Source organism: Aeromonas sp. TS_SC_11 (genome assembly GCF_057318915.1).
Genome location: NZ_CM170470.1, coordinates 4009003 through 4033003, shown reverse-complemented (window position 1 = coordinate 4033003; position 24001 = coordinate 4009003). Strand labels below are relative to the sequence as shown.

Sequence of the window (24001 nt, the reverse complement as noted above, 5' to 3'; positions counted from 1 at the left end):
GCCGGGATCATTTGCGACGTGCTCCATAGACCTTAGGGCGAGTCAGGCTGTCGATCAGCGGAACACACAAGTTGGCCAGCAGCACGGCGAAGGCGAAGGCATCAGGGTAACCGCCAAAGCGACGGATAAGGTAGACCAGCACGCCGATCAGTACGCCATATACCAGCCGGCCACGGGGCGTGGTGCTGGCACTGACCGGATCGGTAGCGATGAAGAAGGCCCCCAGCATGGTGGCACCGCTGAACAGATGGAACATGGGGGTGGCGGTGGCATCCGGCGTCATCAGATAACCCAGGGTTGCGGCCAGCAACAAGGAACCCAGGATGGCACCCGGAATACGCCAGTTGATCACTCTTTGCTGCAGCAGGAACAGGCCGCCCAGCAGGTAACCCAGGTTGACCCAGCTCCAGCCGATGCCGCCCCAGCCCTCGAATATGGCGTGGCTCATCACTTCACCCGTGGTGAGCCCCTGATTCAGCCCTGTCTTCAGGGTATCGAGTGGCGTAGCCATGGTGAGGCCATCCACTCCCTGCTTGAGCTGCGCCATGCTGTAGCCATCCAGGCTGAAGCCGGTAAAGATGACGGACGCGGCATCGCCAAAGCCGATGTCATAGGCGCGAATGGTGTCTGGCGGCAACCAGCTGGTCATTTGCACGGGGAAGGAGACCAACAGCAACACATAAGCCACCATGGCCGGGTTGAACAGGTTCTGGCCCAGGCCGCCATAAAGGTGCTTGGCGATGATGATGGCAAAGGCGGTACCCAGTACCAGCATCCACCAGGGCAGCAGGGGGGGCAAAGAGATGCCAATCAGCACGGCGGTCAGGGCGGCACTGCCATCCATCAGGGCGGGCTTGATGGGGCGGCGGCGCAAGCGAAGCACCAGCGCCTCGGCCCCCAGCGCCGTCACCAGCGCCAGCAGGATCTGGATGAAGGAACCCCAGCCAAAGAACCAGGTCTGGGCCAGCAGGCCGGGCAGGCAAGCCAGGATCACCAGCAACATCAGGGTTTGGGTCTGTTTGCGGTTATGGGCAAACGGCGCACTCGCGATATTGAACATGGATCAGTGGCTCTTGTCTGGCGATGGAGAAGGTGACTGTGCTTGGGTGGTCAGGCCTTGTGCGGCAGCCTCTGCTGCCAGCTTCTTGGCCTTGGCACGGGCGATGGCGGCGGCAATGGCTGCTTTCTTGGGGTCGACCTCGGCAGTCGCCGGTGCGGGTTCGCTTACCGGCTGGGCCTCGCTAGCCGTAGCCTCAGGCTCGGCGACCTTTTCATCCGCCGCTTGCGCTGCTTTTTTTGCTTTGGCGCGTGCGATGGCGGCGGCAATGGCTGCTTTCTTGGGGTCAACCTCGGCAGTCGCCGGTGCGGGTTCACTGGCCTGCTGGGCATCGGTAGCCATAGCCTCAGGCTCGGCGACGTTTTCATCCGAAGCTTGCGCTGCCTTCTTGGCTTTGGCCCGTGCGATGGCAGCAGCAATGGCTGCTTTCTTGGGGTCAACCTCGGCAGTCGCCGGTGCGGGTTCGCTGAGCGGCTGGGCCTCGTTAGCCATAGCCTCGGGTTTGGCGACGTCTTCATCCGCAGCTTGCGCGGCCTTCTTGGCCTTGGCACGGGCGATGGCGGCGGCAATGGCTGCTTTCTTGGGGTCGACCTCGGCAGGTGCCGGTGCGGGTTCGCTTACCGGCTCGGCCTCGCTAGCGATAGCCTCAGGCTCGGCGACGTTTTCATCCGCAGCTTGCGCTGCCTTCTTGGCCTTGGCGCGTGCAATGGCGGCGGCAATGGCTGCTTTCTTGGGGTCGACTTCTGCAGCTGCCGGTGCGGGTTCACTGAGCGGCTCGGCCTCGTTAGCCATAGCCTCAGGCTCGGCGACGTTTTCATCCGCAGCTTGCGCGGCCTTCTTGGCTTTGGCCCGAGCAAGAGCTGCTGCGATAGCTGCCTTTTTTGGATCCTGCGTCTCTGGCGTTGGTGCAACGACGGCGGCAACGTCAGCGGATTCACCGCTGGCGGCCTTGGCGGCGCGCCGCGCGAGGGCCTCCTGCTTGCGCGCCTCGCGGGCGGCAATCATGGCGCTGTTGTCTGGCTGCTCGCCAACAGCGCTGGCCGTGACTTCCTGCTTTGCTTTGATGCGGGCGAGGGCGGCAGCGACGGGATCTTCCCCTCCACTGGCCGTCATGGCCTGGCGGCGCAGGGCCGCAGCCTCGGCATGGCGGGCTTCTCGGGCCGCTTTTTCCCGCTCGAAGCGGGCCTGCTTGGCCTCGAAACGCTGCTTGGCACGCTCGGCTTTTTCGGCCTCGGCACGGGCCTCGCGAATATCATCCTTGGCAATCTTGTAGTACTGCACCAGGGGGATCTGGCTAGGGCAGACCCAGGCGCAAGCGCCGCACTCGATACAGTCGAACAGGTTGAGCCCTTCGGCCTTGTCGTACTCCTTGGCGCGGCTGTACCAGTAGAGCTCCTGGGGCAGCAAATTGGCCGGACAGGCATCGGCGCAGGCGCTGCAACGGATGCAGGCTTGTTCGGGACCGGGGGGCGGCAACTCGGCACGGGTCGGGGAGAGCAGGCAGTTGGTGGCCTTGACCACGGGGACCATGGCGTGGGGCAGGGTGAAGCCCATCATGGGGCCCCCCATGATGACCCTCTGGTCCGCCTCGGGTTGCAGCTCGAAACGCTGCAACAGCCAGCGTACTGGCGTGCCCAGCAGTACCCAGGCATTGCCTGGCTTCTTGAAGGCGTCGCCAGTCAGGGTGACGATGCGGGAGATGAGCGGCTCGCCGTCGATGATGGCGCGCTTGATGGCGAACACGGTTGCCACGTTGAGCACCATGATGCCCATGTCCACCGCCCGCCCACCCTTGGGCACCTGACGGCCGGTAAGCAGCTCTATGGTCTGCTTGGCACCGCCCGAGGGGTACTTGGTCGGCACCGTCTTGACCAGCACGTCATCATCGGTGGCGTGGCGGGTCAGTTCGGCAATGGCGGCGGGTTTGTTGTCTTCCACCCCGATCAGGGTCAACTTGGGTTTGAGCAGATGCTTGAGCACCCGGATGCCATCCATGATCTCGTCGGCATACTCCTGCATCAGCCGATCATCTGTGCTGATATAAGGTTCGCACTCCAGCCCGTTGACGATCAGGATCTCGGTGAGCTGACCGCGACCGTCCAGTTTGCTGTGAGTCGGAAACACGGCGCCGCCCAGACCCGCAATGCCGGCCTGCTGAATACGCTCGAGCAGTTCGCCCCGATCCAGATTCCAGTAGTCGGGCTTGCCCTGGTGCTCACCCCAGGCATCCTCCCCATCCGGCGTCAGGGTGATGCAGAGATCATCGAGACCCGAGGGATGCGCCACAGTATGGTGGCCGATGGCGGTGATGGTGCCCGAGGTCGAGGCGTGCACGGGCACTATGCGGCCCTTGTCATAGCGGGTCAGTGGCTGACCCTTCTTGACCTTGTCGCCGATCTGTACCAGCAGATCGCCGGCCGGCCCTGCGTGCTGGCGCACCGGTATGATGAGCTGGGGCGGCAGACCCGCGTCCACCACGGGTGTCAGGCTGGATTGGTGCTTGTTCTCGGGAGGGTGAATGCCGCCGTGAAAATCCCACAGAGTGCCGGCTTTGATGCGTTCGAGCAGATGCTGCATGGTTACTCCGCTGTTTATTCCACTATCTTGACCGGAATGGCGACGCTGGCCAGATCCCACTTCCAGTTGTCGACCGTGGTCGGCACAGGGATCATTTCGATACAGTCGGTCGGGCAGGGATCGACACAGAGATCGCAGCCGGTGCACTCGTCTGTGATGACGGTGTGCATCGCCTTGGTGGCACCGACGATGGCATCGACCGGACAGGCCTGGATGCACTTGGTGCAGCCGATGCATTGATCTTCATGGATGAAGGCGACTTTCTTGACCGGGATGGCGGCCTCAGCACTGCCCAGCGGTTGAGGGTCGACCCCCATCAGGTCGGCTATCTTGCGCATGGTGGCATCGCCACCGGGCACGCACTTGTTGATCTGATCACCATTGGCCAGCGCCTCGGCATAAGGTTTGCAGCCAGGGTAACCGCACTGTCCGCACTGGGTCTGCGGCAACAGGGCGTCAAGCTGATCGACGATGGGATCGGCTTCCACGTGAAACTTGACGGCGGCAAAGCCCAGAATGATTCCGAAGGCAAGGGCCAGCAGGGCCAGTACCAGAACGGCAAAGAGTATGTGAGTCATAGCGCTATATCTTGATAAGGCCGGTAAAGCCCATAAAGGCCAGCGACATCAGGCCGGCGGTGACCATGGCAATCGACACACCGCGAAACGGAGTGGGAACGTCGGCCGCCACCAGGCGTTCACGCATGGCGGCAAACAGTATCAGCACCAGCGAGAAGCCTGCGGCTGCGCCAAATCCGTAGATGATGCTTTGAATGAAGTTGTGACGCTCGTTGATGCTCAGCAGTGCCACCCCCAGCACGGCGCAGTTGGTGGTGATGAGTGGCAGGAAGATGCCCAGCAGGCGATAGAGGGTCGGGCTGCTCTTGCGGATAACCATCTCGGTGAACTGCACTACGACGGCGATCACAAGAATGAAGGCAAGGGTGCGCAGGTAGGCGATGTTCAGCGGGATCAGGATATAGTGTTCCATCAGATAGGAACTGGCGCTGGCCAGCGTCATCACGAAGGTGGTCGCCAGACCCATGCCGACGGCGGTCTCCAGCTTGCCGGAGACGCCCATAAAGGGACACAGGCCGAGAAACTTCACCAGCACGAAGTTGTTAATCAGCACGGTACTGACCAATAAAAGCAGGTACTCAGTCATGGGAGATGGGTTATCCGGTTTGAAGGCGGCGGTATTATCTGATTTTAGGTCTCCTTAAACAACCGCAAGGCCGCATGGTTATTATTCAAATGGCCAATTTCATGGAGGAAATGTGCGCCCTTTACCCATTTTTACCCTGACCCTGGCAATGCTGCTCTGGTCCAGCTCCTTTATCGCCCTCAAGCACGTGCTGGGGATCTGGGGTTTCGGTCAGGTGCTGTTCATGCGCATGAGTGTGGCGGCGCTCTGCTGGCTGTTCTGCTACCGCTATCTGGGTAATTTCACCTATCAAAAGGGGGATTGGCGCTGGCTGGCCCTGATGGGGGGACTGGAGCCCTGCCTTTACTTCCTGCTGGAGGTGAATGCCCTGCGTTACACCAGTGCCGGGCAGGCGGGCATGGTCTGCGCCTTGTTGCCGCTCATCGTGGCCCTGGTGGCCTTTGTGCTGCTCAAGGAGCGGGTCAGTCGCCGCCAGTTGCTCGGCTTTGCCATCGCCATCGTCGGCATTGCCCTGCTGGGGCTGGGTAGCGGCGTGGACGAGTTTGCCCCCAACGCCTTGCTCGGCAACAGCCTGGAGATGGCGGCCATGCTGTGCGCCGCCACCTATTCTGTGGTCTTCAAGAAGCTTTCCAGCCGCTACAGTGTGCTCACCCTGACAGCGCTGCAGGCCTTCGTCGGTACCCTCTTTTTCGCCCCCTTCGCCTTCAGCGAACCCTGGTCCACCGCCTGGGCCTGGCAGGACATGGCGGTCATCGTCTTTCTTGGCGCCTTTGTGACGCTCGGAGCCTACTTGCTCTACAACTGGTCGGTGACCCAGGTCAAGGTGACCCTGGCGGCGGCCTATGTGAACCTCATTCCGGTTTTCACCCTGTTGCTGGCCTATCTGCTGCTCGGTGAAACTCTAACGCCATTGCAATGGCTTGCCTGTGGCGCCGTCCTGCTGGGGATTGCCGTGGGTCAGCTGCCTGCTCGGCGAAAAGTGCGCGAGCCGGTTATCGCCGACAGCTGATCTATCCCAGAGGCTGATCGATGGACTAGAGTCAGCACAGTCAAAGGGCGTGTGTCACTCATCACCTTGGCCAGGCTTTATCCGGGAGAATGCCGATGAACAGCATGATGTTATTGACCAGGGCACAAGCCCTGTTGACCCATAATCCCTTTACGCTGGACGATGCCAGGTCGCTGGAAGCGCTGGAAGCGCTGGAAGCGCTGGAGGAGGTGGCGGTGGGAGAGGAGGGGCTGCTGATCGCTGAATTGTGGGAGGCCGCCCTGATGCAGGCTGACGAAGCGGCTCGCCATTACATGAAGGGGGAAGGCTGAGTATCGGGTCTGGTTATCTCGAGCGCCGGGGATGGGCGAGGGCATAGCGCCTGTTCACCCCTTGCTTGCCACACTCTTGCCGCCCACATCAAAACGGCCATGTCACCTTGCGGACAACTGTACAGAATGGAACAAGCGACGGCTCCCCGCCGCTTGTTGCCTTGCGTCGCCTTTCCTTATCAGATGGACAAGTCCTTGACCGTGGCGGAGACGGAGTTGGCATCTTCGATGATCTCCTTGATGACGGTGGCAATGATGCTGGCCTGCTCCTGGCCCGCTATGGCCTTGTCAGAGACCACAGAGACGGTCTGGGTGATCCTGGAAGTGATGTCCGAGTTGAGCTTGATGACAGAGATGATCTCGCCAGTGGAGCTGGAGGTTCTGGCAGCCAGTTGGCGTACCTCATCCGCCACTACGGCAAAGCCACGACCCTGCTCACCGGCCCGGGCCGCCTCGATGGCGGCATTGAGTGCCAACAGATTGGTCTGATCCGCGATACCGCTGATGGTCGAGATGATGGATTCGATGCTTTTCGATTGCTGGTTGAGGTTCTCAATCTGCCTGCTGACCTCGTTGACCGAGGTGTTGATGTGCGACGAGGTCTCCAGCACCTTGTCGATCACCTCGCGCCCCTTGGCGGCGCTCGACACTGTTTCACCAGCGATGGCGCACGCCTTTTGCGCCGCTTCGCGCACCGAGATGGATTTTTCGACCCGCTCAGTGATGTTGCTCGCCAGCTTGATGATTTTGATCACCTTGCCTTCGTGGTTGAAGATGGGGTTGTAGGTGGCTTCCAGCCAGATCTTTTCACCGTGGCGGCCAAGGCGCATGAAGAGACCAGACTGGATATTTCCCGAGCCCAAATCTCGCCAGAAGTCGGGGCTTTTCCGATAAAACTCGTCATCACAGAACATGCTGTGGTGCTTGCCCACCACCTCATCCAGCCGGTATCCGAAACAGTGCAGGAAGTTCTGGTTGGCGTTGATGACGGTGCCATCCGGCTGAAAGTCGATGACGGCGAGTGACTTGTCCAGCGCCGCCAGCAGGGCTTGGGTCCGCTCCAGGGATGACTGCTGCAGGGTCACGTCCGAGGCGACCTTGGCTACCCTGATGACCTTGCCATCAACAATGATGGGAAAGTAAGTGGCTTCCAGCCAGACGGCTTTGCCTGATCTCGCCTGGCGAATGAAGCGGCCATTACGAAACTCGCCGTTGCGCAGAGCGCTCCACAACAGCTCGTAATCGCGCGTACTGACATCTTCCGGGAAGCAGAGCGCGCTGTGGTGTTTGCCTACTACCTCCTCGCGTTGATAGCCCACGATATCGAGAAAAAGATCGTTGACGAAGGTGACCACGCCCTCCGGTGTGAACTGGATATAGGGTACCCGGGACTGAATGGCTTGTTCGAAGGCGCCCAGCTCCGCCAGTGCCGCCTCTTTCTCGCGTTGTTCATTGCTGTTCTTACGTTTCCAAAACATGGTGGAGCTCCTCCTTGAGACCCTTGTGAGACTTCTCGTGACAATAGTCGACCGGCTGGATACTAGTACAGAATATTTGTCCAATGGCGCGGATATGGAGGGTAATTATCTGTTTTTATTTTATTTATTCTGGTCACCATCGGGGTGAGCAGACTCGGGTGTGCGGCCGGCACAGGCCTCATGCCTGGGCTTATTCCAGCGCCATCCCCCTGGCGCCGGCCCGGTTTTGGCCGTGCGGATACCGTGGATCTGTTCATTTTCCCCGCAGTCCAACACATCAGAGCACCCTAGGGCGGCAAGATGAGGTATCTTATGCCCCGATTTCATCCATTTAACGGTGTCGAGACCCCTCTATGATTATCAAACCCAAGGTTCGCGGCTTTATCTGCACCACCACTCACCCGGTCGGCTGTGAAGCCAATGTTCGTCGTCAGATTGCTTACACCCAGGAACAGGGCATGATTGCCAATGGTCCCAAGCGGGTGCTGGTGATTGGCGCTTCCACCGGTTATGGTCTGGCCTCCCGGATTGCCACTGCCTTCGGTAGCGGTGCTGCCACCATAGGCGTCTTCTTCGAAAAAGCCGGCAGCGAAACCAAGACGGCGACTGCGGGCTGGTATAACTCGGCCGCTTTCGACAAGGCCGCCAAAGAGGCGGGTCTGTATGCGAAAAGTGTCAACGGCGATGCCTTCTCCAACGAATGCCGCGCCAAGGTGATCGAGCTTATCAAGGCCGATCTGGGCCAGATTGACCTGGTTGTCTACTCCCTGGCCTCGCCGGTACGCAAGATGCCGGATACCGGTGAAGTGGTGCGCTCAGCCTTGAAACCCATCGGCGAGACCTACACCACCACCGCCATCGATACCAACAAGGATCAGATCATCACCGCCACCGTCGAGCCGGCGAATGAGGAAGAGATCCAGAATACCATCACCGTCATGGGCGGTCAGGATTGGGAGTTGTGGATGGCGGCCCTGCGCGATGCAGGTGTGCTGGCCGACGGCGCCAAGTCCGTGGCTTACTCCTATATCGGCACCGACCTGACCTGGCCCATCTACTGGCACGGTACCCTGGGCCGCGCCAAGGAAGATCTGGACCGCGCCGCCACCGCCATTCGTGGCGACCTGGCTGCCAAGGGTGGTACCGCTCACGTGGCTGTGCTGAAATCCGTGGTGACCCAGGCCTCTTCTGCCATTCCGGTGATGCCGCTCTACATCTCCATGGCCTTCAAGATCATGAAGGAGAAGGGCATCCACGAAGGTTGCATGGAGCAGGTCTACCGAATGATGCGCACCCGTCTCTATGGGGAAGAGCTGGCGCTGGACGAGCAGGCTCGCATCCGCATGGATGACTGGGAACTGCGTGAAGACGTGCAGCAGACCTGCCGTGATCTCTGGCCTTCCATCACCACCGAGAACCTCTCCGAGCTGACCGACTACACAGGCTACAAGCAGGAGTTCCTGCGCCTGTTCGGTTTCGGTTTGGCCGAGGTGGATTACGAGGCGGATGTGAACCCGGACGTGAAATTCGACGTGGTTGAGCTCTGAGTCTGACTCAGGTGAAAACAGGGCCCTGCGGGGCCCTGTTTTTTTGTCAACAATCTGGTGAAATCACGAAATTTTATTATCCGCGATCACCTTTTCCCCATATCAAACCCGCTAATCTTGCGCTGTCGGATCACATGACGGCGCTGCCGAGGAATGGAAGCTATGACCACCCCACATGAGGCGCCCAAGAAGCGCCAACTCCCCACCGTATACACACTGCTGTTCATCATCATCGCCCTGATGGCGGCCCTCACCTGGGTGCTGCCAGCGGGCAAATATGACTATGTCACCGCCAAGAGCCAGCAGCCGGTTGCGGCCGCCACAGTGGCCGATTACAGCGGCGATGAGCGCTTGCTGCCTGTGCCCGGCAGCTATACCGAGCTGCCTTCCCAGCCGCAAGGGGTGTTCGAGGTGCTCAAGGCCCCCATTCAGGGCTTTCACAAGGCGGCCGACGTGGCGCTGTTCGTACTCATCATCGGCGGCTTTCTGGCGGTGACCATGCAAAGCGGCGCACTGGATGCGGGTGTGGGGGCCATAGTGCGCACCTTCGCCGGGCGCGAGCGGCTGCTGATCCCGGTGCTGATCGCTCTGTTTGCCCTCGGCGGTTCCACCTTCGGCATGGCGGAGGAGACGGTGGCCTTCTGGGCGCTCATCGTGCCGGTCATGATGGCGGCGGGCTTCGATCGCATGGTGGCGGCGGGGATCATCCTGCTTGGCTCCGGCGTCGGTGTGCTCGCCTCTACCGTCAATCCGTTTGCCACCGGCATCGCCTCCGGTTTTGCCGGCATTCCCATCGGGGAGGGGATTGGGCTCAGGGTTATCCAGTGGCTGCTGCTGGTGATCTTCGCCTCCTGGTTCGTGATGCGCTACGCCAAGCAGGTGCAGCAGGACAAGTCCCGCTCCGTGCTGGCCGACATCGTCTATGACGACGAGTTTTCCCAGATGAAGCGCAGCGACTCGGCCTTCACCGGCAAGCAGAAGCTCACCATGCTGGTGTTCTTTGGCACCTTTTTGCTGATGATCTATGCGGTGGTGCCCTGGTCGGATCTGGGCATCGATCTGCTGCCCACCTTTGGCTGGTGGTTCGACGAGCTCTCCACCCTGTTTTTCAGTGCTTCCATTCTGATTGCGCTGATCAACCGGATGCCGGAGTCCAACTATGTGGCGACTTTCCTGAGCGGAGCGCGGGATCTCATCGGGGTGGCGCTGGTGGTGGCGGTGGCGCGCGGCATCTATGTGGTGATGGAGCACGGCGTCATCATCGACACCATACTGCACTGGGCCGAGGGGCTGGTGAGCGGGCTGTCGTCGTCGGTATTCATCCTGATGGCCTATCTGGTGCACATCATTCTTAGTTTTTTTATTCCCTCAACCTCGGGGCTGGCGACCGTCTCCATGCCGCTGATGGGGCCGCTGGCGGATTTTTCCGGCATCTCGCGGGATCTGGTGATCACCGCCTATCAATCCGCCTCCGGCTGGATCAACCTGTTCGCTCCCACCGCTGCCCATCTGGTGGCGGGGCTGGCGCTCGCCAAGATCCCCTACGATCGCTTCGTGCGCTGGGTGCTGCCCTTCATCGTAGGGGTGGCCCTCATCACAATGGCGGTGCTGGTGGCGGGCACCCTGTTGCATGGCTGATGATTCAGCTGCAACCGACAGATAGCAAAAAGGCTCCCGAAGGAGCCTTTTTCATGAGCCGTGCTTACTGCTTGTAGCCCTTGAGGAAGCGGGCGAGGCGGCCGATGGCCTCTTCCAGCTCCTCTTCCCGGGGCAGGAACACCAGCCGGAAGTGGTCCGGCGCCGGCCAGTTGAAGCCGGTACCCTGCACCAGCAGCAGCTTTTCCTGCTGCAGCAGGTCGAACACCATCTTCTGGTCGTCACGAATGTCGTACACCTTGGGATCCAGGCGCGGGAACATGTAGAGCGCCCCCTTGGGTTTGACGCAGGAGACGCCGGGGATCTCGTTCAAGAGCTCCCACGCCTTGTCCCGCTGCTTGCGCAGGCGACCGCCCGGCAGGATCAGCTCGTTGATGCTCTGGTAGCCGCCGAGCGCGGTCTGGATGGCGTGCTGCATGGGCACGTTGGCACACAGTCGCATGGAGGCCAGCATCTCCAGCCCCTCGATATACCCCTTGGCACGGCCCTTGGGCCCGGTAATGACCATCCAGCCCTGACGGAAGCCACAGGCACGATAGGCCTTGGAAAGGCCGTTGAAGGTCACCACCATCACATCGTCACACAGGGTGCAGACGCTGGTGTGGGAGATGTCGTCGTAGAGGATCTTGTCGTAGATCTCGTCGGCGAAGATGATGAGGTTGTGCTGGCGGGCTATCTCGATCACTTCCAGCAGGAACTCGCTGCCGTAGACGGCGCCGGTCGGGTTGTTGGGGTTGATCAGCACCAGGCCGCGGGTGCGCGGTGTGATGCGGGCGCGGATGTCATCCAGATCCGGATACCAGTCGGCCCCTTCATCGCAGCGGTAGTGCACCGCATGGCCACCGGAGAGGGTGACGGCGGCGGTCCACAGCGGATAGTCGGGGGAGGGCACCAGCATCTCGTCGCCGTTGTTGAGCAGCGCCTGCATGGCCATCACGATGAGCTCGCTGGCACCATTGCCGATATAGATGTCGTCGATGTCGACCTTGCGCATCCCTTTTTGCTGGTAGTACTGCATCACCGCCTTGCGGGCAGAAAAGAGCCCCTTGGAGTCGCAGTAGCCCTGGCTCAGCGGCATGTTGAGGATGACGTCCTTGATGATCTCTTCTGGCGCATCGAAACCAAACGGGGCCGGATTGCCGATATTGAGCTTGATGATGCGGTGGCCTTCGTCTTCGAGACGGCGCGCTTCTTTATGCACCGGGCCGCGAATGTCATAGCAGACATCGTCGAGCTTGTGCGACTTGTCGATAGTGAACATGGTGAGTGTGCTTCCTTCCCCGTGGGGACGCGTTGGCGAAAAAGGCGATTTTTAGTATCAAATTTCTTTTCCCCTATTCTTCACAGAATTGAATGCTAGAACAATCTTCTTTTTAGTAGAATTCCCTGATTTTCAGCCTTAAAACAGGGTTGCTGAAACGTTAAATTCAGCACGATCGTTTGTGTAACCCGAGGTTCACTAGTGAAAGATGAGGGACTGATTAACAAAGCTACCCGACTGTGTTGAAATATTCGTATCCAATGGCACGATTGGCTTGGGCCCTAAATCGCCTTCTCGCCCGTGCCAGCGAATAATAAAGAGGGCGCAGACAACAGGGCCTGCGGCTTTCTTCTTCGTTTGTTCATCGAGCCCGCACTCACAGAGGTATGTCCATGCATGCACCCGCGCCCGGCCGTTATCGCCACTTCAAGGGGGGCTATTATCAGGTGCTCACTCTGGCCCTGCACACCGAAACCCGGGAGCAGCTGGTGGTCTATCAATCCGAGCAGGATTGGGTCGTCTATGCCCGCCCTGTGGCCATGTTCATGGAGTGGATCGAGCATCAAGGGCAGGTGGTGAGCCGCTTCACCCCGACTGCGGGCTGAGCGGCGGTTTGCATTATAAAAAAAGGCGCCATCAGGCGCCTGTTTTCTATGGGGTAGAGCTTACTGGTAGAGACCCAGGTTCTCTTTGGCATAGGCTTCAAAATCGGTGCAGCCACCGATGTGCTGCTCGTCCAGGAAGATTTGCGGCACTGTATTAACCGGCTTGCCGGCGCTCTTGGCCAGGTCTTCCTTGGTGATGCCTTCTGCGTGGATATCCACGTAACGGAAATTGAAATCGTCACGCTGTTCAACCAGTTGCTCGGCGATCTGCTTGGCACGGACACAATAGGGGCAACCGGGACGACCAAAAATCACTGCAAACATCTTCTCTCTCCGTTGAATTGAGGCAGAGCACAGCATAGCCCCGCCTCGGTACCGATCAAAGTGCAAATTGTCGATATGACCATTCGCCATTTCCGATAAGCCGACGTATTACTGCTCGATGATCCGGATGAATTGTTGCTGGTAGATGCTCTCCTGCACTCCTTTCTCGAGCCTTGTTCAGGGCATAAGAGTCGCCTTGCTGGCAAGGTGGCTCCCCACATTACTGCTCGATGATCTGGATGGGTTGTTGCTGGTAGATGCTCTCCAGCACTCCCTTCTCAAATACGGTCCAGGGCCAGGGTGCCTTGCTGGCACGGTAGCGCTCGTGGGTAGCCGGGTCCTGCGACAGGCCGCGCTGGAACATGACAAACGCCTTGCGCTGGCCACCGACTGTGTCGATAAAACCGGCCAGATTGGAGGTACCCGTGATGGTGCCTGTCTTGGCATGCACCCGGTTTTTCATCATGGGGGCGGTAACGCTGCGACGCCAGGCCAGGGTGCCATCCACCTGAGAGCTGGGCAGCAACTTGATGAGACCGAGTTCGGCATCATTTTTCTGGATGAAGTTGAGCACAGACAGCATCTGGCGTGCGCTGATGAGGTTATGGGCAGAGAGGCCGGAGCCGTCGGCCAGGGTGGCATTACCGAGGTCGATACCCTGCTTGGTCAGGATGGCGCGTACCGCCATGGTGCCGCTGCGATAGCTGCCCGGCTTGTTGTAGTAGTGGCGGCCTACCGTTTTCAGGAAGGTATCGGCGTAGAGGTTGTCCGATTTCTTCAGCATCTTGGAGAGCATGATGGGCAATGAGACAGAGTAATGGGTACCCAGGGTCTCGGCACTGCCTGGTGCCTTGTGGGTGACCTGAAGCAGCCCTTCGTGTGCTATGCCTGCTCTGTCCATTGCCCAGCGGATGTTGTCCCAGCCCCAGGCTTCCACGTCGTGGATGGCAAAGCGCAGCCCCTGGGGTTCCTTGTTGGGGGTGATGCAGCCTTTGAGCTCATAAAAGTTGCCCTTGGCCATGTCGACTTCCAGGGCGCAGAACTGGCGTGCCATGTCGCCATAGCTCATCACCTCCACCCTGTCGGTGCCAATGCCGATGGGCACGCCGGTGGCGACGTTGCCGGTGGCGGGGCGACCAATCTGGGTGGCTGTAATGGTGGCGTAGGCGCAGTTCTTGTCGATGATGACAGAGGAGACGGGGGCGGCGAAGCAGAGGGTCTGATCACCCCAGGACCAGCCGTTGCCGCGCTCGTAACCGTTATAGGCGCCGGTATTGACGTAGACATTGCCCTTGATGCGGTTGACGCCGAGCTGCTTGAACAGGGCCAGCAGATCCATCCGTGACAAGGTGGGGTCGCCGACGAAGTTGATCCAGATGTCGCCATTGATGGCATCACCCTGTTTGGCACCTGGCTGGGCCTGAATGTCGGTGGCAAAACGGAAGTCGGCACCGAGCTCGAGCCGTGCCGCCAGGGCGGTGAGCACCTTCATGGTGGAGGCGGGGGCTATCATGTCATCGGCATTGCGGGCGAACTCTATGCCGCCATTGCCCTGCACTATGATGGCGTACTGGCCCCCCTTGGGCGGCGTCAGCGTGGCGGCTTGAACCAGAGTCGGAACAAGTGTGGAAAATAGAGCACAAAAACCAATCAACAGCCGCTGCATAAGATCCTCTAACTTAACGAAGGGGTCGGTAGTGCGCTACCCACCCTGATAATCAATATGTTTACGTTCACCGGCCAGCCTGTCGCTGCAAGGTATGATCCGCGCTCAGCCAAGGGCATTGGCGGCGCGGTACCGGCCTTCATAATCAAAAATTTTCTCTTTCACCTGCCAAAAGCGACCTGACTTGCGGGCGATGACAAAGTCGGGGTGACGAAACTGGTTTGATGCGGCCAGCACGCTCTCCAGGGTGGTGAATTCCGGCTCCAGGCCCGGGGCGGGCCAATGATGACGCACAAAGCGCTGTTGAAACAAGCGCCGTGCACCCGGGGAGTGAAAACCGAAGTACTCCATCAGGGTAAGACCATCCTCATCGTGATAGGTCACCTCCAGCCGCTCCCCCTGTTTGCCACGGCCCGCTGTGAGGGTGAGACCGGCGCAGCGAATGACCATGCAGTCTTTCAGATTGAGGGCCTCCTTGAGCTTGTCGTCCGGATCCACCAACAGCTGATCACAACTCTGGCAGCGGCGGGCGGCGATGTCGTTTTCGGCACCGCAGGCGGGACATACCTTGGCGCGAAAGCGGTAGTCACACTCCTCGCGGTGGCCCTCGTCATCTTCAAACAGCCCCTGACAGCGACGGCCGTAGTGCTCAATCACCTTGCCTTCTTCATCAGTCTTGCCCCAGAAGGTGTTGGCAAAACCGCAAGCCGGGCAGGGCACCTGTACCGGCTCGGTGCCGGCGTGGGGTCTGGGCTCACCCACCTCGGGAGCGAACAGGTTGAAGTTGTTGCCCGCGTAATCGAGCACCAGACAATCGGCCTTGCCTGGTGAGAGGCGCAGGCCGCGGCCCACGATTTGCTGATAGAGCGACACCGACTCAGTGGGACGCAGCATGACGATGAGATCGACGTGGGGAGCATCGAAACCTGTGGTGAGCACAGCCACATTGACCAAAAACTTGATCTCCCGCGTCTTGAAGGCGCTGATGAGGGCATCGCGCTCCGGGCCCGGTGTCTCGCCCGTAATGAGGGCCGCCGTCTGGGATTTGGCAATCAGCAGCCCCTGGATCTCACCAGCATGTTCGACGGTAGCGGCGAAGATCATGACCCCTTGCCGATCGGCTGCATATTCCAGCACCTGGCTCAGGATATGGGGGGTGACCCGCTGCTGACGTTTTAGCTCGCCGTTGAGATCCGCCTCGCTGAACAGGCCATTCTCCCGCGCAACCAGCTTGCTGAAGTCGTAGTGGACTATGGGGGCGTCGATGAGCCGCGGCGGCGTCAGGTAGCCATTTTTCACCATGAAGCGCAGGGGAAGCTCGAACACGCAATCGCCAAACAGACGCTCGCCATGGCTCTTTACCATGCCGTGATAGTGACGCCGGTAGATCCAGCCCAGCCCCAGGCGGTAAGGCGTGGCGGTGAGGCCGAGGATTTTCAGGGCCGGATTGCTGGCTCTGAGATGGCCCAACACCTGGTGGTACTGGCTCTCGTCATCCAGCGACACCCGGTGACATTCATCGATGATCAGCAGCGAGAAGGCGCCATCGAAGGCATCCAGATTGCGCGCGACCGATTGTACCGAGCCAAATACCACCTGGGCCTTGGCCTCCTTGCGATCCAGACCCGCGGCGAAGATGTCGGCCTTGAGTCCCCAGGCTTCGTACTTGGCGTGGTTCTGCTCCACCAGCTCCTTGACGTGCGCCAGCACCAATACCCGGCCACGGGCCTTGCGGGCCAGTTCGGCGATCACCAGGCTCTTGCCCGCGCCGGTAGGCAGCACTACCACAGCAGGGTCAGGATGCCGACGAAAGTGACTGATAACGGCGTTGACGGCGTCGATTTGATAGGGTCTGAGAACAAACATGGGGAACGGATGTGGTGCAGGATGGCGCCATTATAGGGATCTTGGCGCCACAAAAACAGCGGGCCGGCATGATGCCGGCCCGCTGGGATCCCTTGAGCTGATTAATGGAAGGGGAAGACGTAGTTCATCCAGCTTGCCATGCGCAGCAGCACCTTGCGCATCACGGAAACATGGTGGAAGTGCTGGGTATAGATGGCGGCCTGACCACTGGCGCCAGCGATCACCTGATACTTGTGCCACTCGGGATCCGTGATGGAGATGACCACAGGCAGACGACCCGGACGCACCGCTGTTGTCTGATCCAGCAGACCAATATTGGCCTGGACATTGCCTGCTGCGATAGCCGGCACCACGGCGGTGACAGTGCCTTTGAAGATCCTGCCGGGGATACCATCGATCACCACTTCGGCCTCGTCACCAATTGCCAGACGCTGCATGCTGTTTTGCCAGAACCAGCCGACGTAGGCGGTATCGTCTTTATGGATGAAGGTCATCACGGGGCGATACATGAAAGGGGTGGCAATCATGCCGGGACGCAGGGCCAGCTGCACCACATGGCCATCACTGGGGGCATAAACCACTGTCTGTGCCAGCTGGTATTTTGCCTCGTTCAGCTGGGCTTGCAGATCTTCCAGGGTGGCTTTTTGCTGGTCAATCTGGGCCACTATGTCGTCCACATTCGCTTGCGTGACATCGAGATCCCGCTGCTTGCCAACTCCCCGCCGCATCAAGTCACTGGCGCGATCCCTGTCCAGTCTGGCAGAACGCAGTCTGGCCTCGATGGATTTGAGGTGTTCACTATTGGCGTCGAGTCGCGCGCTCAGGCTATCCACCTTCAGCTGGAAAGGTTCGGACTCGATACGAAACAGCACGTCGCCTTTTTTCACCGGCTGGTTGGCTTGTACCGGTACCTCGACAACCCGCCCCTTTACCAGGGGAACAATCGGTGTGGAGACGTAGTAGTTGCGGGCCATTTCGGAGTAGGGGTGGTTGTAGTTCATCAGCATGATCAGGGTGCCGATGATGAGCACGCCACCCAGCGCTGCCGTGGGCACAGTCCACTTGTTGAGCGGGATGCGAAAAATCTTGAACACGGCCACACACAGGGCCGTGTAGGTCAGGATCAGTAGCAGGTCCATGATTTATCCCTGTTGTTCAGTCTGTTGGATGGTATCGATGCGTGCCTTGAGATCGGCGAGTTCCTGCTTGAGAAGCTGTATCTCGTCTTCATCCTGTTGCAGACGCTGGTTGAAGCCCCAGCCGCGATCAGGACGATAGACAGTGGCCCAGATCCAGAGGAAGGGCCAGAGCACATGCAGGGTAAACAGACTGACCCATCCCGCCACATGAATGGCATCTTGGTGGGGGTGCTGACGGTGTTTGGCTATTTCATAAGGAATATCGTGGATCACTATGATCCCGTAGAACATGACCAGCCCGACAAAGAAGAGCAGGCCAAGGGCAAAATAATCAAGGAACATGGGTGTCTCCACAGGTTTGATGCACAACCAATCATTGGATTCAATTTTAGATAAAGCAATTGAATATCACATATTTATCGGGGATGCGCCGGGATTTTACAGCCTGATCTTGTATCGAAGCTTAAGCAGGATGGAATAATTAAACATTGATGCAGGACTCATTTTTACGAGCGAAAAGGTGCGCATTTGGTTGGTGACACTGGCCGCCTGTTTATGCTTGCCCGCCACTGCGGATGATCAAAAAAGGGGGCGCCAATTTGGCTCCCCCTTTTGTTTGCAGCATGATGCTCAGCTTTCGCCTGGATTGCTGACCAGGGCCGGACGGTATTTCAGCAGGAAGGCAATGGTAATGGCGGCGGTGGACGCCAGGCCAATGACGGTGGAAATGCCCATCTCCAGCCCAAAACCTATGGGGGCATTGGCCAGGTAGGTGAACACCACAGCCGTCATGAACATGGCGGGAATGGTACAGACCCAGTGCAGTTTGCCCTCTTTGGCCAGATAAGCCGCGGCGGCCCACAGCATGATCACGGCCGTGGTCTGGTTGGCCCAGCCGAAGTAGCGCCAGATCACCCCGAATTCCGCCTTGGAGATGATAAAGCCAAGGATAAACATGGGGACTGCGATGAGCAGACGCTTGGCCATGGGTTTCTGGGTCAGGTTGAAGAAGTCAGCCACAATCAGGCGGGCACTGCGAAACGCGGTATCACCGGAGGTGATGGGCAGGATCACCACGCCGAGGATGGCCAGTATGCCGCCGACGGTACCGAGCAGGCTGGTGGAGACCTCGTGTACTACCGCCGCCGGGCCGCCGTTGGCCATGGTAGCGTTGAGCGCTTCCGTGCTTTCATAGAAGGAGAGGCCCAGTGTGCACCAGATCAGGGCGATGACACCTTCGCCTATCATGGCGCCGTAGAAAATGAAGCGGCCGGATTTCTCGTTTTGCATGCAGCGCGCCATCAGCGGTGACTGGGTGGCATGGAAACCGGAGACGGCGCCACAGGCGATGGTGATGAACAGCAGCGGCCACAGCGGCAGCTCGGTGGGGTGCAGGTTGGAGAAGTCCATCCCTGTGTTGTAGAAGCCTTTGCCGGAGACGATGAGACCGACGATGAGGCCGACCGACATGAACACCAGCAGAGCGCCGAAGATGGGATAGAAGCGACCGATGATCTTGTCGATGGGGACTATGGTGGCGAGGATGTAGTAGGCAAAAATCGCCACAATCCAGTAGACCAGATCGGTGGAGGTGAGGTTGGCCAGAAGGCCCGCCGGGCTCAGTACGAAGACCACGCCTACCAGCATCAGCAACACGACCGCAAACAGGTTCATGAAGTGCTTGGCGACCGTGCCCAGATGTTCACCGACCACGGTTGGCACAGAGGCGCCCTTGGCGCGCACCGACAGCATGCCGGAGAAGTAGTCGTGCACCGCACCGGCAAAGATGCAGCCGAATACGATCCAGAGCATGGCGACCGGACCATAGAGGGCGCCGAGGATCGGGCCGAAGATGGGGCCGACGCCGGCGATGTTGAGCAGTTGCACCAGGTAGACTTTCTTGTCCGACATGGGCACATAGTCCACACCGTCAGCCATGGTGATGGCGGGGGTGGCACGCTCGGGTTTCGGGCCAAATATCCGCTCGATGAACTTGCCGTAAATAAAATAGCCGGCGACAAGTAAGCCGACACAGAGGAAGAACCAGATCATTGCTACGCTCCTGCATTGTTATTCTATGATGTGCGCAGCCAGTCTAATGGGGTCGCCTGTCAAGGGCAGGTGAAACGCGCCGAGCGGCGCCATGGTGACTCGAGTGGTCGCCGGCTGTGATCAGGCGCACAGTCCCACGCCACTATTCCAGTCCCAGTTCGTCTTTGAGTTCCTTGAGGTAGCGACGGCTGACCGGTACCCGGGCGCCGCTTGGGGTAACGATCTGGGCCAGCTGGTTTTCCAGCAGCTGGATCTCGAAGATGGCGCTGGGAGAGATCAGATACTGGCGGTGACAGCGCAGCAGGGGGGTCTTCTCTTCCAGGGATTTGAGGGTGAGCTGGGTATGAAACAGCTCACCCTGACAGGCGACGTGCACACCGCCGAGATCAGAGAAAGCGTACTCCACCTGCTCGATGGGCAGCAGTCGCACCCGGTTGTGCAAATAGCCAGGAATGTGGCGGATAGCCGGAGCCAGCATCGCCATGGATTGGGGGCTGATATCCTGGCGCAGGCGGCTTAGCGTCTTGGCCAGCCGTGCCGGCTCTACCGGTTTGAGCAAATAGTCGAAGGCGTTCTCTTCAAAGGCCTGGATGGCGTACTCATCGAAGGCGGTGACAAACACGATGCGGGGCAGGGGATCCAGCATGGCGACCAGCTCCATGCCGCTCAGCTTGGGCATCTGGATGTCGAGAAACACCACATCCGGCTTGAGTCGCTGTATCAGTGGCAAAGCCTCGATGGCATTGGCCGCCTGGCCCAGGATCTCGATATCGGGATCCTGGCCAAGGTGCAGGGCCAACTCCTCACGGGCATAGAGTTCATCATCGACGATGAGTGTGCGGATCATGGGATCTCCTGAACAGAGTGACAATGGGTGAGCAGCCATGGGGGGGAGTACATCTGACCATCAATATCAGGAGGTTCAGCATCCGGAGGCGTCCCTGGGCAGGGTGAAGGAGACGCGGGTCCAGCGCTCCGGCTCGCAGCTGACACTGACGCCATAACGATTGCCAAACGCGCTCTTGAGGCGCCGATCCACTATGGTCATGCCCAGACCATCCCCTGCGGGCTTCTCCTGCCAGGTGCCGGCGTTGTCCTCCACGCAGATAGTCACGCTCTCCTGACGCTCTTCGGTATAAAGGCGGATGCATCCCTGCTCCAGCAAGGTCGAGATGCCGTGCTTGATGGCATTCTCGATGAGCGGCTGCAGGGTAAAGCTTGGCAACTTCAGGTTGGCAAGATGAGGCGGGATCTCGTTGATGACGGTCAGCCTGTCCCCAAAGCGGGCCAGCTCTATCTCCAGATAGGATTGGCAGTGTTCCTGCTCTTCCTGCAGGGTGGCGAGGCCACTCTGGCGCTTGAGGTTCTTGCGAAAGAACAGCGACAGGTGCAGCAGCAGTTCCCGGGCCTTGTCCGGATCGCGCCGGGTAATGGCGCTGATGGTATTGAGGGTATTGAACAGAAAATGGGGATTGATCTGGGCCTGGATGAGCTTGAGCTCGGATTGCACCAGCAGGCGCTGCTGCTGCTCCAGCCGACCGGCCAGCAACTGTTGTGACAGCAGGTTGGCTATCCCTTCCCCCAGCGTGTGGTTGATCTTGAGAAACAGCCGCTTCTTGGGCTCATAGAGCTTGATGGTGCCTATCACCCCCTTATCACCGTGCAGCGGTATCACCAATACGGAGCCAAGCTGGCACTGGGGCGAGAGACTGCAGCGGTAGGGCTGGCTGTTGCCATCGGCAAACAGCACCTTGTTTTTGGCAATGGCCTGCAGCGTGATGGCGGAGGCAATGGGGGTACCCGGTTTGTGGTGATCTTCCCCTGTGCCGATGAAAGCGAGGATCTTGTCGGTATCCGTAATGGCGACGGCGCCGACCCCTGTCTCCTCTTTTACGATATGGGCTATCTTGCTGCTTGCCTCAGCGGTGAAACCCTGGCTCATGATACCGACGGTGCGGTTGGCAATGGTGAGCGCCTTGGCGGAGAAGACCCGGGAGAACTTCTCATACATCCGCTGCTGATCGCGGATCATGCTGATAAATAGCGCCGCACCGCAGGAGTTGGCCAGGATCATGGGAGTGGCTATGGTGCGTACCAGCAGCAGGGATTTGTCAAAGGGGGTCGCCACCAGCAGTATGATGACCATCTGCAATATTTCAGCGCCAAATGTCGTGAAGAACGCAATCCTGGGTTCGAACAGCGCATTCATGCGTCCTGAGCGCATCAGCCGCCAGTGCACCAGCCCGCCCAGCAGTCCCTCGCAGGTGGTGGAGATGGCGCAGGCGAGGTCGGTAAATCCCCCCAGGGTGTAGCGGTGCAGACCCCCGGTCAGTCCGACCAAAAATCCCACCAGCGGCCCCCCCAGCAGTCCCCCCAGCACGGCACCGACGGCACGGGTATTGGCGATGGCATCGTCAATATCCAGTCCCACATAGGTGCCAAGGATGCAAAAACACGAAAAAATAATGTATATCAGTATCTTGTGAGGAAGTCTTACGGAATAGTTGGCCAGGGGACGCAGCAGGGGGCTCTTGGAGAAGAGATAGGCGATCACCAGGCTGACGCTCATCTGTTGAAGCAAAGAGAGGACCAACTGCATAAAAAACGTTCCTCAGAGTTCATACCGAAAAAAGCGGTCGGGATGGGCAAATGTGATCAGGATCTTGTTCTGCGAGCTCCCCCGACCCGAACACGGGCGCAGTTTGCCAGAAACGTGAAATAAAACCATATTAAATCAGCATGTTAAATTGATATTTGTGTAATCGCCAAAGGGTTGATATTGCTGGGTGGAGCATGAATGTATCCGCTGGATGCGCCACATGGAAGTGGCATGCTCCGCCCAGCCTCTTGGCTGGGCGTTTTTTATCCAGGATCGGCGGTGAACCGTTTTGAGGGTAATCGGGCAATTATTCAGGTTTGTCCAATGAGTTATCCCCAGCTTCTGGGGATAACTCAGAAGGCAAAATAGTAACAGAAGCGCCGGGTCAGGTTAAAAAACAGCCGTTGTCCCTCATCCAGGTCCTCCTGCTTGATAAAGGATTTGATGGTGCGTTCATCTTCCCGCAAATCCAGCATGGCAACTCCTTCCGGCCGCTGTGCCTTTATATAAGGCAATACCTTGGGTTTGAGGGGCATGGTGGGCTCGGTGGACAGTACTAGCGCCACTGAACTGTCGGAGAGCAGCACCAGAGAACCGGGAGGATAGACTCCCAATACCTTGATCAGCAACTTGACCAGATCCTGGTCGAACTTCTTCTGTGACAGCTTGTAGAGCTGGCTGATGGCCTGACTCGGGGCGGCAGGCATAGCGCTGCTGCGTGGATGCAACAGTTCGTCATAGTAGTCCACCAGTCCGATAATCCGTGCCAGTGGCGGGATCTCGCCCCCCTTGATGCCGAGGGGGAAGCCACTGCCATCGAGTCGCTCATGGTGCAGATGGGCCACCTGGCGGATCTTGGGCTCGAATGCCTGCAAGTGCGTCAGCATATCCAGTCCGTACTGGGGATGCATGTTGAGAAAATTCTGTTCCGACTTGTTGAGATCCCCCCGTTTCTGGGTGATCTGGCTCGGTATCTTCAGCTCCCCTATGTCGTGGATCAGCCCCGCCAGACCCGCCTCCTCGATCTCGACCGGGTTCATGCCCAATTCGCGAGCCATCAGCATGGCGATGAAGGCCACGTTCAGGCTGTGCTGCAGCAGTATGTCGGTGTGCGGGCTGCGAATGAGGTGCAGGCCGAGGGGGCCCTCATGTTCACTGATGCGGGCGGCGGCATTGCGCACTATCTGCGCCGTGTTGGCCAGTCCCTCGTCAGGCTTGAGGTTGAGGGCCCCCAGCGCATCGCGCAGCTCTGACATGGATTGGCCAAAGGCCTTGTCGGCAGCGCGCAGGGAGCGGCGGAAGGCTTTCTCATCAAAAGGGGGAGGGCCTGAGTCTACTATCTCGTCAATGGCCGACAGATCAGGGCCGGCAGAAGGGATATCGCCCCGCAAGATGGGTTCGATGGGCAGATCGCTCTTGTCCGGATCCACCATCAAGAGGGTGAGGTCGAGGTGACGTATGATGTCGAGTTGCTGCTGATCCTTGATCTTGAAGGCATTGAACATAAAAGGGTGACTGGTCCATCCCGTGGGGAGATGGATGTAGTGGCCGATCCGTAACTGCTCTATCGAGGCTTGTATCAGCGCCATGTGCTAACTCGCATTTCATGAATGCCTACCAACAAGCTAGCAAAATTAGAGAGATAGACAAACAAAAAAGCCCGCGCATGTGCGCGGGCTCTCGAGTTCAA

Annotated in this window: 20 protein-coding genes; 5 read left to right on the top strand and 15 right to left on the bottom strand. The window is 59.1% G+C overall.

The genetic code is table 11. The features are described from left to right. Positions 1-7 precede the first annotated feature (7 nt). From rsxD to rsxA, 4 genes are read right to left on the bottom strand one after another with little or no spacing between them, the layout of a single operon-like run. Positions 8-1060 carry an electron transport complex subunit RsxD gene (gene rsxD, locus AC1P02_RS18695; protein WP_485182862.1) on the bottom strand — a complete coding sequence of 351 codons (1053 nt, stop codon included), beginning with the start codon at positions 1058-1060 and terminating at the stop codon, positions 8-10. Positions 1061-1063: 3 nt separating this feature from the next. Next, positions 1064-3634, bottom strand: coding sequence for an electron transport complex subunit RsxC (gene rsxC / locus AC1P02_RS18690; protein ID WP_485182861.1), 2571 nt, complete (start codon positions 3632-3634; stop codon positions 1064-1066). A 14-nt stretch (positions 3635-3648) separates the two neighbouring features. Then, positions 3649-4212: an electron transport complex subunit RsxB gene (gene rsxB, locus AC1P02_RS18685; protein WP_017412577.1), complete on the bottom strand. Its 564-nt coding sequence runs from the start codon at positions 4210-4212 to the stop codon at positions 3649-3651. Between the two features lie 4 nt (positions 4213-4216). After that, entirely contained in the window at positions 4217-4798 is a 582-nt protein-coding gene (gene rsxA, locus AC1P02_RS18680; protein WP_005310657.1) for an electron transport complex subunit RsxA, read from the bottom strand. Positions 4799-4910: 112 nt separating this feature from the next. Here rsxA and AC1P02_RS18675 point away from each other — a divergent pair, with 112 nt between their 5' ends. Together AC1P02_RS18675 and AC1P02_RS18670 are read left to right on the top strand one after the other, a co-directional pair. Next, positions 4911-5807 carry a DMT family transporter gene (locus AC1P02_RS18675; protein WP_485182860.1) on the top strand — a complete coding sequence of 299 codons (897 nt, stop codon included), beginning with the start codon at positions 4911-4913 and terminating at the stop codon, positions 5805-5807. Between the two features lie 95 nt (positions 5808-5902). Further along, a complete protein-coding gene (locus AC1P02_RS18670; RefSeq protein ID WP_485182859.1) occupies positions 5903-6118 on the top strand; it encodes a hypothetical protein in 216 nt (71 codons plus the stop codon). A 179-nt stretch (positions 6119-6297) separates the two neighbouring features. Here the strand turns inward: AC1P02_RS18670 and AC1P02_RS18665 are convergent, their stop codons facing one another. Further along, entirely contained in the window at positions 6298-7596 is a 1299-nt protein-coding gene (locus AC1P02_RS18665; RefSeq protein WP_485182858.1) for a methyl-accepting chemotaxis protein, read from the bottom strand. A gap of 353 nt (positions 7597-7949) precedes the next feature. Here AC1P02_RS18665 and fabV point away from each other — a divergent pair, with 353 nt between their 5' ends. Next, complete coding sequence (fabV, locus tag AC1P02_RS18660) at positions 7950-9143, top strand: enoyl-ACP reductase FabV (RefSeq protein WP_021140931.1); 1194 nt, start codon at positions 7950-7952, stop codon at positions 9141-9143. A 162-nt stretch (positions 9144-9305) separates the two neighbouring features. Continuing rightward, the gene (locus tag AC1P02_RS18655) at positions 9306-10781 is read left to right on the top strand and encodes a YfcC family protein (protein ID WP_485182857.1); all 1476 of its coding nucleotides are present in this window, start codon (positions 9306-9308) and stop codon (positions 10779-10781) included. 64 nt (positions 10782-10845) lie between these two features. Here the strand turns inward: AC1P02_RS18655 and AC1P02_RS18650 are convergent, their stop codons facing one another. Then, positions 10846-12060: a pyridoxal phosphate-dependent aminotransferase gene (locus AC1P02_RS18650; protein WP_005314784.1), complete on the bottom strand. Its 1215-nt coding sequence runs from the start codon at positions 12058-12060 to the stop codon at positions 10846-10848. A gap of 392 nt (positions 12061-12452) precedes the next feature. Between AC1P02_RS18650 and AC1P02_RS18645 the strand changes: the two genes are divergently transcribed. Then, positions 12453-12665 carry a DUF1653 domain-containing protein gene (locus AC1P02_RS18645; protein WP_485182856.1) on the top strand — a complete coding sequence of 71 codons (213 nt, stop codon included), beginning with the start codon at positions 12453-12455 and terminating at the stop codon, positions 12663-12665. Positions 12666-12725: 60 nt separating this feature from the next. On the opposite strand, the gene AC1P02_RS18640 is transcribed toward AC1P02_RS18645, so the two are convergent. The 9 genes from AC1P02_RS18640 to AC1P02_RS18600 all read right to left on the bottom strand — a co-directional run bounded on the left by AC1P02_RS18640 (position 12726) and on the right by AC1P02_RS18600 (position 23900). Further along, on the bottom strand, positions 12726-12989 hold the full coding sequence (locus AC1P02_RS18640; RefSeq protein ID WP_005314790.1) for a GrxA family glutaredoxin: 264 nt from the start codon (positions 12987-12989) through the stop codon (positions 12726-12728). 220 nt (positions 12990-13209) lie between these two features. Beyond that, the gene (gene dacB, locus AC1P02_RS18635; RefSeq protein ID WP_059169649.1) at positions 13210-14655 is read right to left on the bottom strand and encodes a D-alanyl-D-alanine carboxypeptidase/D-alanyl-D-alanine endopeptidase; all 1446 of its coding nucleotides are present in this window, start codon (positions 14653-14655) and stop codon (positions 13210-13212) included. 105 nt (positions 14656-14760) lie between these two features. Beyond that, positions 14761-16521: a DNA repair helicase RadD gene (gene radD / locus AC1P02_RS18630; RefSeq protein ID WP_485182855.1), complete on the bottom strand. Its 1761-nt coding sequence runs from the start codon at positions 16519-16521 to the stop codon at positions 14761-14763. A gap of 101 nt (positions 16522-16622) precedes the next feature. Beyond that, positions 16623-17660, bottom strand: coding sequence for an HlyD family secretion protein (locus AC1P02_RS18625; RefSeq protein WP_125729683.1), 1038 nt, complete (start codon positions 17658-17660; stop codon positions 16623-16625). A 3-nt stretch (positions 17661-17663) separates the two neighbouring features. Further along, positions 17664-18002, bottom strand: coding sequence for a DUF3302 domain-containing protein (locus tag AC1P02_RS18620; protein ID WP_005314799.1), 339 nt, complete (start codon positions 18000-18002; stop codon positions 17664-17666). Positions 18003-18290: 288 nt separating this feature from the next. Further along, positions 18291-19712 (bottom strand): carbon starvation CstA family protein, encoded by a 1422-nt coding sequence (locus AC1P02_RS18615; RefSeq protein WP_005314803.1) that lies wholly within the window; start codon positions 19710-19712, stop codon positions 18291-18293. Between the two features lie 142 nt (positions 19713-19854). Continuing rightward, positions 19855-20559 carry a two-component system response regulator BtsR gene (gene btsR / locus AC1P02_RS18610; protein ID WP_485182854.1) on the bottom strand — a complete coding sequence of 235 codons (705 nt, stop codon included), beginning with the start codon at positions 20557-20559 and terminating at the stop codon, positions 19855-19857. Between the two features lie 75 nt (positions 20560-20634). After that, entirely contained in the window at positions 20635-22311 is a 1677-nt protein-coding gene (locus AC1P02_RS18605; RefSeq protein ID WP_485182853.1) for a LytS/YhcK type 5TM receptor domain-containing protein, read from the bottom strand. Positions 22312-22664: 353 nt separating this feature from the next. Continuing rightward, a complete protein-coding gene (locus tag AC1P02_RS18600) occupies positions 22665-23900 on the bottom strand; it encodes an HD-GYP domain-containing protein (RefSeq protein ID WP_131730886.1) in 1236 nt (411 codons plus the stop codon). Between the last annotated feature and the right edge of the window lie 101 nt (positions 23901-24001).